Origin of the sequence: Muricoccus harenae (genome assembly GCF_009848505.1) — a bacterium.
GTDB classification, from domain to species: Bacteria; Pseudomonadota; Alphaproteobacteria; order Acetobacterales; family Acetobacteraceae; genus Roseomonas; species Roseomonas harenae.
In genome coordinates this window covers 21218-37212 of the sequence record NZ_WWDL01000034.1, presented here as the reverse complement: position 1 = coordinate 37212, position 15995 = coordinate 21218, and the positions used below count along the sequence as shown (strand labels likewise).

Here is a 15995-nt window from a genome sequence, read left to right as displayed (position 1 = left end):
GCGGCCTGGTCAGCGTCCCATGAACTCAGGAGTCCGCTTCTCCTGGAAGGCACGGCGTCCTTCGGCATAGTCCTGGCTGTCAAAGCAGGCACGATTGGCCATTTCCACCACCTGACGATCACGCCGCGAGGGATTGCCTGCGATCTGGTCGATGGCGAGCTTGGATGCCTTTACCGAGAGGGGCGCGTTGGCTGCGATCTGCTGTGCAAGTGCGATGACAACCGATTCCAGTGCCTCCGGCGCGACCACTCGGTTGACTAACCCAAAGGCCAGCGCCTCGGCCGCGTCGAGCTGGCGGCCCGTGAAAAGAATCTCCTTGGCGATCGCAGGCCCTGCCAGCGCCGTGAGCTTCTCCAGGCTCTCATATCCATAGGCGATCCCGAGCTTGGCCGCCGGGATGCCGAACCTGCTATCATTGGAAGCGATGCGCATGTCAGCTATCAACGCGGTTGCATAACCTCCGCCGATGCAGAAGCCCTGGATCATCGCGATGAGCGGCTTGCGCATGCCCTCCAGCGCAAGTCGGGCCGCCGCAGAACGGCGGCCATAGGCTTCCTGCGCGGCCGCATCGGAACGCACACGGTCGAACTCGCTGATATCTGCGCCCGAGGCGAAGGCTTTGCCTCCTGCCCCATGCATGACCACAACGCGCACCCCATCATCCGCTGCAAAATCCGTGGCCGCCGCGGCGATCGCGTCCCACATTGCAAGGGCGATGGCGTTTCGCTTCTCTGGCTGGTTGATGGTGATCCATCCGATGCCGTCCTGCTTACGCACCAGGATCCGCCCATCCGCGAAGCCTCCGGGCGCTTGTATGTCCATCGGACTTCCCTCGCCTTGCCGCACAAACTCGACAGGAGAGCAGAGCGTCGCCGTCACCGCGTCAGCATCGTCCGTGCGGGCTCTGGCCCCGCCACGGATGCCGCACACCGCGCTGCATCGCACCGTTCGTTTCTCTCCCGTGGAAAAACTTGCCACCCGGTTTCCGAGATGTAAACAATAATCCCGGGAGAACGCCGCCACTTAGGTGCCGAACCTGCGACGAAGCAATCGCAGCATAACGAGATCCCTCCAGGAAGGCCGGATGGGCACACGAAAGATGTCTACAATCGGCGCGCAGCAGGAGGGACAGCGATCCCTCGCGAGCAAGGTTCAACTGGCGCTCGAAGCCTTGATCTGGAGTGGCGCGCTACCCCCAGGAGCCAGACTCAACGAGGTCGCCCTCGCACGCCAGCTCGGCGTCAGCCGCGGTCCTGTACGGGAAGCGGCGCGCGCGATGGAACGCACCGGCCTGGTCACCGTCATCCTCAACCGCGGCGCCTTCGTGCGCACACTGAGCATTGATGAGGCCATGCAGATCTACGAGCTGAACTCGGTCCTTTTCGGCTATGCGGCTTCCCGGCTTGCCGTGGCCTGCACCGGTGAGCAGGCTATGACCATGAGATCCCTGCTGGAGCAGATGGACCAAGCCATCGCCGCTGGCGAGCGCGACGCCTTCTTTGCGAACAACAACCTGTTTCACGAGCGCATCCTGGCCTTCAGCGGCAATGCCGCGATGGAAAGGACCTATCTGGACCACACCCGCAAGTTGCTGCTCCTCCGGCGCCGCTCCTTCGACCGAGCCGGCAGCATGACCGAATCCAATCACGAGCATCATCTTCTTCTCGACAGCATTCTGGCTGGTGATGCAGCACTCGCACGGCAGCGAGCCGAGGCTCACACCCGTTCTGGCCGCGCGCGCTTCCTGAGCGCCATCGCCTATGCCGAAGAGCCAGCCAAACCCGCCGCCGGACCTTGTGTCCCGCGAGTGCAGGATGCCGGATGCAGCCGGCCCAGCGCAATCATCTAGAACAAAGGGAGAGACCAGCATGTCGTCACTTCTCGATAGAATTGGCGTTGATACCGGCCGCCGATTGCGCCTGGAGGATGCGGTGGAATGGGCCGCGCAACATCAGGTCCGGTATATCGACGTGCAGCTCGACACCGGGGCGAACAAAGTGGACTCCATCGACGATTCCCGCGCCGCCGCAATCCGTGACCAGGCGGAGCGCTGCGGCGTGACGTTGGGGCTGCACACGCTTTCGGCGGTGAACGTCGCGGAGTATTCGCCATTCCTCTCAGATGCGGTCGACGCTTACATGCGTGCGTATATCGATGTGGCGCCGAAGCTCGGCGCGGCCTGGATCGTGGTACATGCCGGCTACCACTTCACCGCCGACACCAAGATGCGCATGGAAGCCGGCCTCGACCGCCTCAAGCGCATGGTCGAGTACGCTGAGCAGCGCGGCGCTCTGCTCCTGTTGGAGAACCTGAACAAGGAACCAGCCGATGCGGAGGTGCATTATCTCGCCCATACAATTGAGGAATGGCGCTACTATTTTGAGCGGATCCACTCGCCCGCCTTTGCGCTCTCCTTCACCGCGAACCACGCACACCTGATGCCGCAGGGTGTGCAGGGCTTTGTCGATTCCATCCCGCTAGATCGGGTGGCGGAGGTGCGTCTGGCCGACTGCTTCCGGAACGGGCATGAGCAGCATCTGGTGCCTGGGCAGGGCAACTTCGACTTCGGCGCCATGTTCGACCTTCTTGAGAGCCGCGGCTTCAAGGGCCACTACATGAACGCCTTTGGCACGCTCGAGGACATGAACAAGGCGCGCTACGACATGGTGGATATGGCCCGCGCCGCCGGGCTTGCCATAGCCTGACGGCAAGCAGCCGGTAGTCGGGCTCCTCCGCAACATGGACTGCGAGGAGCCCCAGCCTGTGCCGGCTCGCGGACTCAAGCGCGTCTCCGGCATTCACGCACCGATCTTGGCCTGGCACTCTCGTCGACTTGCGGCTTCAGCCTGGAAAGCCGCGCCATCTTGCCTCCTGATCGTCTGAACACGATCAGGAGACGATGCCGCTGGAGAATCGCGAGGGATGTTTGAAATTCCTACCCGACTAGCGGCCGCGGCAACCGCTCGGGAAAGGCCTCCTGCGCCTCCTGCAGCAGTTTGTGACCGACGTCACAGATGATCCTGTGGCTCCGCCCGCCGGAGAACATGCCGGCACAGGCCATGCCATCGGCCGCCGGTGCGAGGCCGTCGGAATGGCCAGGGTGATCGTCGGCACCGGAACAACAAGGCGGCCGGCCAGATAGGCATGCCCAATGAGATCGTGTCCAACGTCGAACGCGCCGGGCTCATCGCTCTATCGCATGCAATATCGTCAATGTGGGACAGCTCGTAGGCTGTGCCGAGTGACAACGCCTGCAGCTGAAGATCCTACGCAGCAGGGGTTCGCAGACTGTGCATGACCTAGTGCCGGAGGCTGGGCGCGCGCGTTTCGCAATGGCGGAACTGCACATTTTCGCCGACTAAGGAGTGCGGCTAGCCGAAGGGGATTGAGCGGGGAAGCAGTGCAAGCTTTCGCCGCACTGCTATTTAACTCGTTGCTCTATGTCCCCGGAGCATTAAGCGGTGCGATTCGTACGATCTTCTGACCTGCATGGTCGTGGCAACCGGCGCGCCACAAGCAAACGGCCAGAGCATTGGAGGGGTGCCTGCCAGGCGGCGCTCGGGCGCCGATGAAGCCTAGAACGGCTGTTCTGACCGCTCAACCTCCGCAATGAACATGGCGTCTTCGATCATCTGCATCTCCCGCAGGCTCACCTCCGAATGGCCCTGGGCGATTGATCGGCGAAAGCTCCGGTAGACGCCCTCATATTCCCGGTCCTCCTCGCCCGAGCAGATGACCTCCCCGCCGCGCAGGAGGCTGCGGACCCCGCGGATCAGCAGCGTGTCGGCACCGTGGTTGGCGGCAGCGCTGCGGAGCGTGATGTTCCAAATATCTTCCCCGCCCCTGCGCCATTCGAACTGGACGTCACCCGCACCGCCATCCCAGGCGAGACACATCCACACCGCGGAGGGTGTTGCTGCCCCTGCGGGGATCCGAAAACGTGCCTTCTCCACGCGAAAGCCTGCGTCGGGCAGGACATGGCAGAGAACCGAGAGCGCGTTGATCCCTGGATCGAACACACCGAAGCCACCTGGCCGCCAAGGCCATGATTGTCCGCCATGCCACCGCTCGAAGTCCTCGCGCCACTCGACCAGGATGTTGTCGGGCGTCCGCCCGGCCAGGATCCTCCGCGCCTCCTCCACGGCCATGTTGTGTCTTGCATGGAAGGAGGTGACGAGCACCACCTTCCTCTCCTCCGCGATACGTTGGAGTTCGGTCAGTTCGCCAAGTGTCGTCGTCGGCGGCTTCTCCAGCAGAACATGGCGGCCGGCGTTCAAGGAATCCCGGGCCACGGCAAAATGGGTGCCGGTGGGCGATGCAACGGAGACGGCCGCGACATCGGGCTCGGCCTCAAGCAGCGCGCGGTGATCGGCATAGTGCTTACCTACAAAGCCGGGCAACCCGCCTTCGGGATCAGCGGTTGCGACGAGCGTGAAGCCGGTGTCGCCCGCCACGGCGCTCAGAGCACGCGCATGCTGCTTGCGGGCAATCTCGCCACACCCCACCAGTGCGATCCGGCAGCGTTCCACCTTGCTTCTCCCGGCCTCTGCTGGCCTCCAGTCCTCGGCTTTCCAACCAGAAGCTCACGGGTCGCCTGCCGGAGGCAGGCATCTTGCCTAACCTTCATCGTCGGAACGCAGCGGAGCGAGGGGAAGCCGCAGGCACAGGCTCCGGGCCGGCAGCACCTCGCTCCATTGCTCTATCAACCGCCGGAAGGCTCCGGCCACCCGCCGCGGCTTGCGATCCAGGTCGTAGAGTCCGACCGGATGCACGCGGCCCGCATTCTCCCGCAAGGCGGTGTCCCAATCAACCTGATCGGTCAGCGAGTACCAGGTGAAGCCCAGCACCGGCACGGGGGTTTCCCATAGTAGGAGCAGATTGGCCCACTGCTTCCATAGCCATTCCGTAGAATCGCTTTCAGGCGTGTCCATCAGATTGGTTTCGGTGTGCATAAGCGGAAGGTGATAGCGACTGTAGTATTGCTGGATGATTGTCGCGTACCCGTACACCTCGCCCGAAGCACGAGTGCTGCCATCATCCCGCACCAAGTGCTCGTTCGTCTGGTAGTAGTCGGTCCCGAGAACGCAATGCCGCTTCAGGTCGGTGTTCCGGAAGCCGGCATACTCCTCGCGGGTCATCCCGTTGTCCATCAGGTATTCGTACATGGGCGCATCCACGGGATGGCCGTAGTTCAGGTCGAGCGACAGGAACCGCTCGGCATTGCGGTGGCGCGCTTCAGGCCAGGCCATGGGTGATGCGGCGTGGTACTGCTCCGTGGACTCGCTCTGGATGAAAATCGCGTCGGGCCGCACCTGGAGGATAGCGCGCATGGCCGCGAGATTGGCTCCTACCAGGTGCTTCATCGCGGTGACGAAGCCATGCTCGCTGCTCAGTTGCTCGTTCCACCATCCATAGCGGCCGGAAAACAACGCGCAGACATACATCTCGTTAACGGGGGTATAAAGCTGCACCCAGGGAAAGCGCCGCGCGAAGGCCTGCGCGTAACCGGCGAAGAGCCGTGGAAAATCGGGGTTCTGAAAATTGCCGATCCAGTCGGGCACCCCGAAATGGCAGAGATCCGCGATCGGATAGGTGCCCTGGTGGCGAAGGGCGGCAAAGGTCTCGTCCGCGAAGGTCCAGTTGTAGCGGCCCTCGCCCAGCCAAGTCGTATGCAGCGGCGGACCGTAGCGCAGGAAGCCGCAGCCGAGTTCACTGACCAGCGCGAAGTCCTCCGCCCAGCGACGCACATGCCCACTGGCCACCATCTGATCCACCCGCCGCCCGTCGACGGTCGGAATGCTGCCCTCGATACCGGTCGCGAACATGAAATGCGGCACCGAGGGGCCGAAGCAGGGCTGTTCCGCGATGGCCGGGCGCGTGGTCATGCAAGCTCCTCATGCCGCTAAGCGCGGCCGCTCGGGGTAGGGTTGCAGAAAGGGCAGTATCGCAGCCTCAGGCAGGAGCGGGGGGATGCGCGCCCGCCGGCCCACCCTGCCAATTATGCGCGGGGGGCTCAGGCGCGGCTGGATCCCGAAACGATGTCACCACCCCCTCCCCCAGCTAAGGCAACCTGGCGGAGGCTGTGCAGGTGACCGGCGGCGTGCATGGCGCGCAGCCGACCTAGTCGGTGGCATGTTGATAGAAGGCCCGGGCTTTCCGCTCTGCCAGAGCATGCGGCGCTACGCCGCTCAATCCTCCGGGCGAGGGCTGAGAGCTGGCGCAGCTGTCGATCCTGCCAAGCGGGTGCCTTCACCCAGCCGGATGGTTCCATCGGGCTGAGGCACAGCAAGGGGAGCGACCAGGATACGGGCGCTGTTTCCGGCCACGCCCAGAGCACGCGCGACAGACGGCGTGATGTCGAGCAACCGGCCCGCACTCGCCGAGCCGCCCCTCCGGATCTGAACCAGTGTCGAGCGTCCATTTTGCAGGTTCTGCACCCGTGCCGTCGTACCCTGCGGCAAAACCCCGCTCAGCCCAACTGCCGGTAAGGAGGCAAGGGCCGGATCATCCAGCACATTTGCCTGGGTCTGACGTGCCTTGCCGGAGTGGTCTACGGTGGGCCTTGGAGATTGTCGGGGCGCAACCTCGATGATGGCGCCTGCACTTCGCTCCCCCGGCGCGGCCGCAATGGGATTGGCCTGCAGAATGCAAGCCGCTGCGACAGCCAACCATGCTCTTATGCGGCGGCCCCTTCCCTGCTCCCGGAAGACCAGGGCTCGGCGAGGAGTCGTTCCCCGGAAACGTTCCTTGGGCAAGCAGCGCATGATCAGGTTCCGTTGACGGCAGATTCCCGCGAGGCATGTCGCCTGGTGCGGAGTTCAACAGGTGCTCAACTCATCACTCTGGTAAAATCGTTCCTAGCGCAGAGTTCGCGGTCGGGCTCTGGTCCTTCCTGTTTCCGCCAGGACCTTAATGCGTCGGCTGCTGAACAAGCAGCGATTTCTTGCCTGAAGGAACCCTCACCTGGAAACAGGTCGGTCGGCCGCTGAACCTGAAGGCAGTAATTATCTGAAATCAAACTATTTTCCGCTATACTTCCTGAGTTTTTGTGACGTGATTCTCATGTGGCCAGCGCCAGCACCTCCAGAACACCCCCCCCAAGTTGTACGAGCCGGCGACGTCGATGCCTCACGGGTAAGCCGATGGGACTACGGCCACCTTTGCGCCGCTGAAGAATAGGAGATCTTTCGCATTTGGCTGCTAGGATGGGCGCGCACAAGTTCGGGCAGACCATGCTTCAGACCCGCCGTTCCTTCTCGAGCACCTTATTCCTCGGGCCTGCCTCAGCTCACCTGGGCGCCCTGATTCTGCCAAAGGTGGCTGCTGCTCAAAACTTACCCACCGTCGTACCCCCGGATCGTCGCGCGCAGCTCCGCCATGCCCGTGGAGCCATTCCAAGTGCCAATCAACGTGGCCGGCTGGCAGTGGATCGGACGTTGGAGCGTCTGGACCACCTCGCTGTGGACTTCTCGGCAGGCCGGCTGGTTCTCGTGAATATCGCGGCCGCCGAACTCATCGCCTATGATGGTGGGCGAGAGATCTTGCGCTCGCGGGTGATCGTGGGTGCCAATCGGACCCGTACGCCCCAGTTCGCCACTTTCGTCACCTCGGCCCGCTGCAATCCGCCATGGTACGTACCCGCCAGCATTGAGCGGGAGGTTCGCGCCGCAGGCATTACCGGTTTCCAGATCGTGAATGGGCGGCTGATCCAACCGCCGGGTCCCGATAACCCCCTTGGACCCGTCCGGATTGGATTGCTGGACTCGGACGGCATCTTCCTCCACGGGACCAACACCCCCGCATCCTTCGCGCGCCAAAGCCGCGCGGTATCGCATGGCTGCGTCCGGGTCGAGCACCTCCGCGACCTCGTCGCCTGGATGACCGACCGACCACCGGCCGCAGTCCAGACGACCGTCGCGACGGGACGCACCATCGAGTTGATCCCTCCGCAGGAGGTGCGGGTTGCACTGGCCTATCTGACCGCTTGGCCCGACCGCCTCGGCAGGCTCGTGTTGCATTCGGACCCATATGGCCTTGATGCGCCCGGAGCTCGCAGGGCGCCGTTCCGGCGAGTCATGCGGCCCGTCCCCCAAGCACCCGCCGAGGCCGAAGCAGCCGCACGTCTCGATACGCCCGAGGATAATCCGCTGTAGAAGAAGCAGTGGAGCCCAAAGCCACCCGGAAGAGCGATCGCGACATCCGGCTTACCCACCTTGGGCGCAGTTCGAGAATGCGGCTTCACTCCTTGCCTACCGCATTCCTGCGCAGACATCTTTCTGAAGAGCCCGTTCATCACTCTTGGTGCCACGCAGCTTCTTGCGCCCGCGCTCATCACCGCTGCGGAGTGCCACGCTTCACCATGGCCGCCCGCGGAGCAGGGCCAAGGAGCGACACGAAGGTACTGCGCGTCTATGAACCCTTCGGCACGCTCGGCATTGCCACCCCTGCAAAGGACCTCAAGGCGTGATCACCGACACCAGTTCCATCCCCATCATCTTTGCCGATACCATTACCAAGCTACCATCCGAGGCGCGTGGCGCCGTCATCCTCTCCGGCTCCCATGGCGGGGTTTATCCAGGCTACCTTACCGCCAAAGCCCAGGCGCGCGCCGTCATCCTCAACGATGCCGGGCTGGGCAAGGATGAGGCCGGCACCGGCTCCTTGCGTTATCTGGAGGCGTTGGGCATCGCCGCGGCCACCGTCTCCCATCTCTCCTGCCGCATCGGTGATACGGCCGACATGCGCGCGCGCGGAATTATCAGCCATGCCAATGCCCCGGCCCGTTCCGTGGGCGTGACGGACGGTATGGCCTGTATTGACGCTGCCGAACTGCTACGCAAAGCGAAGCATGTCCGCGCCACGGTCCCCACCCTCGGCGAGACGCGCGGCGAGGTGCCTGTGCCGGATGGAAGGCGCCGTATCCTGCTGCTGGATTCGGCCTCGCTCGTCACGCCAGAGGATGCCGGGCAGATCATCGTCACCGGCTCCCATGGCGGCCTCGTCGGCGGCTCGCCCTTTATGGCGCTGCGAACGGAGGGCTTCGCGGGGATCTTCCACGATGCCGGTGTCGGGATCGAGGACGCAGGAACAACGCGTCTTCCCGCCCTCGACCAGCGCGGCATCGCATCCTTCACCGTCTCCGCCGCCTCAGCTTGCATCGGCGACGCCGCCTCGGTCTTTCAGAACGGCGAGATCTCAATGGTCAACGAAACCGCGATGTGCCTCGGTGCGAAGCCGGGAATGCGCGCCTCTGAGGTGCTGCTCGCCTGGGCACGCGAGTCCTGACGAGATCACAGATAGCGGCAACAGCCCGGTTCGGGACCGAGCTGCGAACGAGACGACGGTCGCCCTCAATCCCGACGCTCCCTCACGCAACTTGGTGGAGTTCCGCGGCACATTCGACGTGAACGCGGTGACGACGAAGGCCATTGACCAATAACGCGTCACCATCCAGGCAAATCGGCTTCCACCCACCCCATGCTTCAGCGCGAGTCCAGCCTCGCCGAAATCGCCGCGGCCTCCTCGTGCAGCCACGTCACCAACTCCAAGCGCCGGTCCGGCTGCATCCGCCCTTCGATCGCGGCGATGCTCAGCGCACCCGCCACTCGGTCACCCCGGGTGTGGATGGGAACGCCGACGGCCATCATGCCAGGAAGGACCATGCCGGGGTTTGTGGCGTAACCATCGGTACGGGTCCGCTGCACCAATTCGTGCAGGCGGTCGGGTGAAAAGGAGGGATAGGTGCTTAGGCGGCTGGTATTGGCGAGAATGGCGCGCTCCACCTCCGCATCCGACAAGGCGGCGAGAAGGGCGAGGCTGCCGGCGCCGACGCCAAGCGGACGCCGGTCTCCCACCGCCAGCGTAAGGGTCTTGATCGGGTAGCGGCCTTCCTGACGTGCTGTGCAGAGCGCATCGTCACCTGAGCGAATACCGAGATAGACGGTATCCTCGCTGCGCTCCTCAAGCCGCACAAGGCTGGCGCGCGCGATGCCGGGCAGACCATGGCGTTCCGCGGCACGACGGCCAAGATCGTAGAGATCGAAACCTAGATGGTAGTGCGGTCCGTCAGAATCCTGCTCCAGCAAGCCGGCCTGAACGAGATGGGTCAGTAGGCGATGCGTCGTGGAGCGGGAGAGCCCTGTCTGCGCTGCCACGTCGCCGAGCCTTGCGCCGCCCCTGCCCTCCGCGGCAACCGCGCGCAGCAGCGCCAGGGCTCTGTCAATGCCCTGATGGCCGGCAGAATTGTTGCTCTCCATGGGTCGAAACTCCGCGTGCGGATCAGGGTGGGACGGCGTTGACGAGCCGATGGCACCCTCCGTATAAATTCCATTTACCAGGAATGAACGTCTCACTCAATGGGACACAACTGCGGCAGCCATGGGTGTTGTCCCCTTGCCGTGAAGAAAAGAGGAAATGCCGCGTGCCCGACTCCCTTACTGCCAACTCCACGGTCGAGATGCAGGGCGGGGAGGCCATTGCCCGCATCATCCGCGCCTTCCATGGCGGACCGATGTTCGGTATGGGCGGCTTCCAGCTCTTGCCGCTCTATGAGGCGGTGCGGCGCTTCGACATGCCGCACCACCTGATGAATGACGAGCGCTCGGCGGTCTTCCTCGCCGATGCCTATGCGAAGGTTTCGGGCCGCGTCGGCCTTGCCGACGCTACGCTCGGACCGGGAGCGACCAACCTCGTCACCGGCTTGGCGGAGGCGCTGAACGCCGGCACGCCGATGGTCTGCGTGGTTGGCGACACGCATCGCGACCACGCCTGGAAGAACATGACGCAGGAGTGCCGGCAGACAGAGCTGTTGCGCCCGGTCTGCAAGGAGTTGATCCGTATTGAGGCTATCCAGCGCATACCCGAGTTGATGCGCCGCGCCTTCATGGTCGCCACCACAGGCCGCCCCGGGCCCGTCGTCGTCGACGTGCCCGAGGACCTGATGCACGCCACCCATACCTTCCAGGCGGAAGAGTTCGAGGTGGACCCGATCAACGAGGCCGCTCCCGCCTTGCGCTGCCGCCCGGATGGCAGCGCCGTCGCCCGCGCCGCCGACCTCATCGCCAGGGCGCGCCGGCCCTTCATCCTCGCGGGTGGGGGCGTGCACATCTCGGGCGCCTGGGATGCCCTCACGGCCTTCTCGCGCGCCAACAACATCCCGGTTGCCCATACCCTCACAGGCAAGGGCGCCATTCCCTGCACGGATCCGCTGAGCGCCGGGCTTTTCGGCCGCTACGACCGCATCGCCAACGGGCTCATCGAAGAAGCGGATGTCATCCTCGTCATCGGCTGCAAGCTCGGCGAGATCGCAACCAAGCGCTACACAGTGCCAGGGCCGGGCAAGACCATCATCCACCTCGACATCGTGGCCGAGGAATTCGGCCGCACCCGGCAGGCAGACGTGCTCCTCTGGGGCGATGCCCGGCTCGGCATCGAGGATCTGCATGAGGCGCTGCAGGCCAAGGCACCCGACCTCAAGTCCCGCCACGCCGACTATGCGGAAGAAGTGCCCGCCCGCATGGCGAAGTGGCGGGAGGAGGTCGCGCCGCGCCTGCATTCCACGGAGCGCCCGATCAACGTCGCCCGCCTGCTAACCGCCATCAACAATGTGCTGCCGGAGGATGGCATCCTGGTCGCCGATGGCGGCTTTGCGGCACATTGGGGCGGGCTGCTCTTCGACACCAAGCGCGCCGGGCGCGGTTTCGTACCCGACCGGGGCTTCGCCTCCATCGGCTACGGCCTGCCCGGAGCGATGGGTGCGGCGCTGGCAGCCCCCGGCCGCCCGATCCTGTCACTGACTGGCGACAGCGGCTTTTGCATGGTGCTGGGCGATCTGGAGACGGCGCGACGCCTCAACCTCGACTTCACCGTCATCGTCGTGAACAACGCTGCCTCCGGCTATGTGAAGGCGCTACAGCACCTGGTCTATGGTGCCGGGAATTATCACTCCTCCGACCTCTCCGAGGTGAACTTCGCCGAGGTTGCCAAGGCCTTTGGCGTCACCGGCATCCGCGTGGAGGATCCCGAGAGCATCGAGGACGCGCTGCACCAGGCCATGTCCATCAAGGGTCCCGTAGTGCTGGACGTTATTGTGACGCGTGACCCCGCCAAGATGCTGCCCGGCGTGGATAACCGTGCGGCAGTGATCAAGAAGGGCGACCGCATTGCCTGAACTGCGCCTGATCTGAACCAAGATAGCCAATGAGGAAACATCCATGATCGAGCGTCGCGCCCTGCTGGCCACGGTGGGGCTCGCTGCCCTGTCCGCGCCCGCCTTCGCCCAGGGTCACTGGCCGGACCGGCCTGTCCGCCTCATCGTTCCTTATGCTGCCGGAGGCCCGACTGATGCCGTGGCCCGCATCCTGACTGAACGCCTCTCCAACGCGCTTCCGGAGCGGGTCGTCGTCGAGAACCGGGCCGGCGGCGGGGCCCTGCCAGGCACCGAGGCCGTGGCCCGCGCACCGAAGGATGGCGGCACTCTTCTCTTCACCACCGTCGTGCACGCCGTGCACCGCGCCCTGCACGGCTCGCGCCTCACCTTCGATCCGCAGGCGGATTTCGCGCCCGTGGCCCTCATCGGCGTGGTGCCGCAGGTCATCATGGTGCCGCCCAACAGCCCCGTGCGTGACATGAAGGGGCTGATCGATTTCCTCCGCAGCGGCCAGCACGCATATGGCAGCAGCGGCATCGGCGGCTCATCCCATCTCGGCGTCGAGCTGCTCAAGTCCATGACCAACGCCCAAGCGGAGCACATTCCCTACCGCGGCACGGCCCCCGCGGTGGCGGACCTTCTCGCCGGCCGCATCGCCCTCGTGATGGACAGCGTCGCGACCGGTGCCGCTCAGGTGCGCGCCGGCGCTCTGCGCGGCATCGCCACCAGCGGCGCCCGCCGTTCCGAAGCGCTACCGGACCTGCCCGCTGTGGCAGAAACGATTCCCGGCTTCGAAGCGACCACTTGGAACGCCGTCCTCGCCCCTGCCGGCACGCCCGCGCCCATGGTCCAGGCCATGTCGGCCGCCATCTGGAAGGTCATGGGCGACCCGGCGACCCAGGCGCGTGTCTCGGAGCTCGGTGTTCAAGCTCCGGCACCGGAAGAGCGGAGCCCCGCGGCGACCGGGCGCTTCATCGCCTCGGAGACAACGAAGTGGGAAAAACTGATCCGGGATGCGCGGATTACCGTGGAGTAGCCGACTCAAGGGAACGGTACCGCCCTTCCGTGAAGCGCTGCGGAGAGGCTCCAACATTTGGTGCCACAATCCTACCAAGGGGACGATCTGCGCCGATTAACGAATGGGACAGGGCGGCAGTTATACCTCCGATTCCAGCTCGCCTTGCTCTCCTTCCGCACCCCGCTCCCGCAAAGGAGCAGGCAACCACTTCCAATCTCAGCCCGCTCCAGCGGTCAGGGTCAGGAAGTGCCGCGCCACCGGGGCCTCTCGTTCCTAGTGGAAGCGCCACACCGCCTTGATATCCGCATCGGCATGGGGGACCCGATGGTGCTGCCGGAAGTGCTCGGCCCAGAATCCGGCCATGAACCACTCACCATCCGCTCGGGATCCGCCGCGTGCTCCGTGATGTCCCAGCCATAGGTCACGGCAGCGCCGCCCGCCGCGAACAGCAGCCCGCCTGCCGCCGGCCCGATGGAGCGAACGATGTGGGGCCGAGCGAGTTGAGGAGGATGAGGAGGCTGCCCAGAGTTCGACAAGGATGGCGGTGACGGCCGGCATGAGCGGTCCGACCTGCGCAGCATTTGACTCGTTACAGGGATGCCTTGAATACTTGCCCGAACACTCGCCGGAGCGCGAGGACCAGGGGAGCGAGAATGTCCAAAGGTCAGCGTATCGCCATCATTGGGACCGGCGCGGTCGGCGGCTATGCTGGCGCACATATGGCGCAGGCCGGGGAGGACGTCACCTTCGTCGACATGTGGCCCGAGAATGTCGAGGCGATGCGTGCTCACGGCTTGCGCATCAGCCACCTGCGTGACGTTCCCGAGTTCCGCGTGCCGGTCCGAGCCTTGCACCTGACCGAGTTGCAAGGGCTGAGCAAAGAGGCGCCGATCGACATCGCCTTCGTCTGCGTGAAGTCCTATGACACGGCCTGGGCGACGGCGATGGTGCGGCAGTACCTGGCCCCTGGCGGCTTTGTCGTCTCCCTTCAGAACTGCATGAATGAGGCAACCATCGCCGAGGTCGTCGGCTGGGGCCGCACGCTTGGCGCCATCGCCAGCTCGATTACTGTGGACCTGTGCGAACCTGGTCATGTCCGCCGCGCCGCCGGCAAGAGCGGTGCGGCGCATACCGTCTTCCGCGTTGGCGAGGTGCACGGCCGCGTCACTGACCGCGCGAAGGAGGTCGGCCGGTTGGTCGCGCTATCCGACAGCACCCAGGTCACGACCAACCTGTGGGGCGAGCGTTGGTCGAAGCTGGTAACCAACGCCATGGCCAACGGCTTGTCCGCCTGCACCGGGCTGATCAGCCGCGACATCCTGACCAATGATAGCCTCCGCCACTTCACCGCCCGCCTCGGGGGCGAGGCAATTCGCATCGGGCAGGCCCTCGGCTACCAGCTTGAGGAGGTGCATCACATCGACCCGGAGACGATCGCACGTGCTGGGGAGGGCGACCCTGACGCGCGGCGCGTCTATGACGAGCACCGACTGGCCGAGGCGTCCAAGGGCGGCGGCGCGCATCGCCCCTCCATGGGTCAGGACATGGTAAAGGGCCGCCGCACCGAAATCGAGTTCCTGAACGGCTTCATCGTCGAGCGCGGCCAAGAGGTTGGCATTGAGGCCCCCGCGAACGCGGCACTGACCGACATCGTTAAGCGCGTCGAGAAGGGCGAGTTGCAGCCCGATCCGCGCCATGTCCTCGACCTGCGCCTGAACTAGCTTCCGCGCGCGGCGCCCGATCGCCGCCGCGGACGGAGGGACCAAGCCCTGTGCGGCGGTGCCGCCTGCAGGCGGAACGATGGAGGTACGTCAGATGTCCTTGACACGCCGCACGCTGCTTGCCGCGGTCCCCGGCGCTCTCGCCGCTCCCGCCCTGCACGCGCAGGAGACCCCCTTTCCGAATCGCCCAGTGACGCTCATCGCCGGAGGCACGGCCGGCGGACCGACAGACGTCATAAGCCGCCTCGTGGCGGAGGGCATGGCCAAGGACCTTGGCCAGCCTGTGGTGATCGAGAACATCGCCGGTACGGTCTTCTCCGCCGGCCGCACCAACCAGGCGCGTCCGGACGGCTACACAATCCTGAACACCAACATCGGCTTCGCTGCCAGTGCCACCATGTACCGCCGCCTACCCTACAGCGTGACCGAGAGCTTCGAGCCGCTGGGCCTCGTGTCGGAAGCGGCGATGACCATCGTCTCCCGCCCCGGCTTTCCGGCAGGCGACATCGCCTCCTACCTGTCCGTGATGAAGCGGGAAGGCGACAAGCTCAATCTCGCTCATTCCGGTGTCGGGTCCTCCAGCCACCTCTGCGCTATGCTTCTTCAACAGGCCGCCGGCACGCTCGCGACAACTGTGGCCTATCGCGGCAGCGCGCCAATCACCACCGAGCTGATGGCGGGCCGGGTCGACATCTTCTGCGACCAGGTCACGAACACCCTGCCCTACATCCGGGACAAGCGCTTCCCCGCTTACGCCGTCACCAGCGATACGCGGGTTCCCGGCCTCGAATCCCTTCCGACCATGGCAGAGGCCGGCAAGCCCGAAGCCACCATGACCACCTGGCACGGCCTGTTCGCGCCTGTCGGCGTGCCAGAGCCGGTCCTGGATCGCCTTTCCGCCGCATTGCGGGCGGCATTGCGCGAGGAGCGGCTGCGCACCCGCTTCGCGGAGCTGATCACCGCCCCAGCGTCGCAGGATCGGGCAACGCGCGACTTCCACCGCCGCTACCACGCCGAAGAGGTTGCCCGCTGGCGGCCCGTGATCCAGGCCGCCGGAACCTACGCAGATTGACCGGGGCCGCCCCTACAGCGTTGCCCCAGGTGCATG

General features: G+C 65.0%; 12 protein-coding genes. 8 read left to right on the top strand and 4 right to left on the bottom strand.

Annotated features, from left to right (window positions below):
* Positions 1-9: 9 nt before the first annotated feature.
* Positions 10-822 carry an enoyl-CoA hydratase gene (locus tag GSE44_RS20775; RefSeq protein ID WP_159350749.1) on the bottom strand — a complete coding sequence of 271 codons (813 nt, stop codon included), beginning with the start codon at positions 820-822 and terminating at the stop codon, positions 10-12.
* Positions 823-1084: 262 nt separating this feature from the next.
* On the opposite strand from GSE44_RS20775, the gene GSE44_RS20770 reads away from it, so the two are divergent.
* Both GSE44_RS20770 and GSE44_RS20765 read left to right on the top strand, forming a co-directional pair.
* On the top strand, positions 1085-1849 hold the full coding sequence (locus GSE44_RS20770) for a GntR family transcriptional regulator (RefSeq protein ID WP_159350748.1): 765 nt from the start codon (positions 1085-1087) through the stop codon (positions 1847-1849).
* Positions 1850-1868: 19 nt separating this feature from the next.
* Positions 1869-2705: a sugar phosphate isomerase/epimerase family protein gene (locus tag GSE44_RS20765; RefSeq protein WP_159350747.1), complete on the top strand. Its 837-nt coding sequence runs from the start codon at positions 1869-1871 to the stop codon at positions 2703-2705.
* Between the two features lie 870 nt (positions 2706-3575).
* Here GSE44_RS20765 and GSE44_RS20760 read toward each other — a convergent pair.
* Positions 3576-4529, bottom strand: a complete 954-nt coding sequence (locus GSE44_RS20760; RefSeq protein WP_159350746.1) for a Gfo/Idh/MocA family protein — start codon at positions 4527-4529, stop codon at positions 3576-3578.
* A gap of 87 nt (positions 4530-4616) precedes the next feature.
* A complete protein-coding gene (locus GSE44_RS20755) occupies positions 4617-5885 on the bottom strand; it encodes a family 1 glycosylhydrolase (RefSeq protein ID WP_201306160.1) in 1269 nt (422 codons plus the stop codon).
* 1551 nt (positions 5886-7436) lie between these two features.
* On the opposite strand from GSE44_RS20755, the gene GSE44_RS20750 reads away from it, so the two are divergent.
* Positions 7437-8153 carry a L,D-transpeptidase family protein gene (locus tag GSE44_RS20750; protein ID WP_159350745.1) on the top strand — a complete coding sequence of 239 codons (717 nt, stop codon included), beginning with the start codon at positions 7437-7439 and terminating at the stop codon, positions 8151-8153.
* Between the two features lie 310 nt (positions 8154-8463).
* A complete protein-coding gene (locus GSE44_RS20745; RefSeq protein WP_159350744.1) occupies positions 8464-9285 on the top strand; it encodes a hypothetical protein in 822 nt (273 codons plus the stop codon).
* Between the two features lie 197 nt (positions 9286-9482).
* Here GSE44_RS20745 and GSE44_RS20740 read toward each other — a convergent pair whose 3' ends face one another.
* Positions 9483-10256, bottom strand: coding sequence for an IclR family transcriptional regulator (locus GSE44_RS20740; RefSeq protein ID WP_159350743.1), 774 nt, complete (start codon positions 10254-10256; stop codon positions 9483-9485).
* A gap of 164 nt (positions 10257-10420) precedes the next feature.
* Between GSE44_RS20740 and GSE44_RS20735 the strand changes: the two genes are divergently transcribed.
* From GSE44_RS20735 to GSE44_RS20720, 4 genes are all read left to right on the top strand, one after another.
* Positions 10421-12169 carry a thiamine pyrophosphate-binding protein gene (locus GSE44_RS20735; protein WP_235924999.1) on the top strand — a complete coding sequence of 583 codons (1749 nt, stop codon included), beginning with the start codon at positions 10421-10423 and terminating at the stop codon, positions 12167-12169.
* 43 nt (positions 12170-12212) lie between these two features.
* Positions 12213-13184 (top strand): Bug family tripartite tricarboxylate transporter substrate binding protein, encoded by a 972-nt coding sequence (locus tag GSE44_RS20730; RefSeq protein WP_159350742.1) that lies wholly within the window; start codon positions 12213-12215, stop codon positions 13182-13184.
* Positions 13185-13819: 635 nt separating this feature from the next.
* Positions 13820-14887 carry a ketopantoate reductase family protein gene (locus GSE44_RS20725; RefSeq protein WP_159350741.1) on the top strand — a complete coding sequence of 356 codons (1068 nt, stop codon included), beginning with the start codon at positions 13820-13822 and terminating at the stop codon, positions 14885-14887.
* A 94-nt stretch (positions 14888-14981) separates the two neighbouring features.
* Positions 14982-15959, top strand: coding sequence for a tripartite tricarboxylate transporter substrate-binding protein (locus GSE44_RS20720; RefSeq protein ID WP_159350740.1), 978 nt, complete (start codon positions 14982-14984; stop codon positions 15957-15959).
* The last annotated feature ends 36 nt before the right edge of the window (positions 15960-15995 follow it).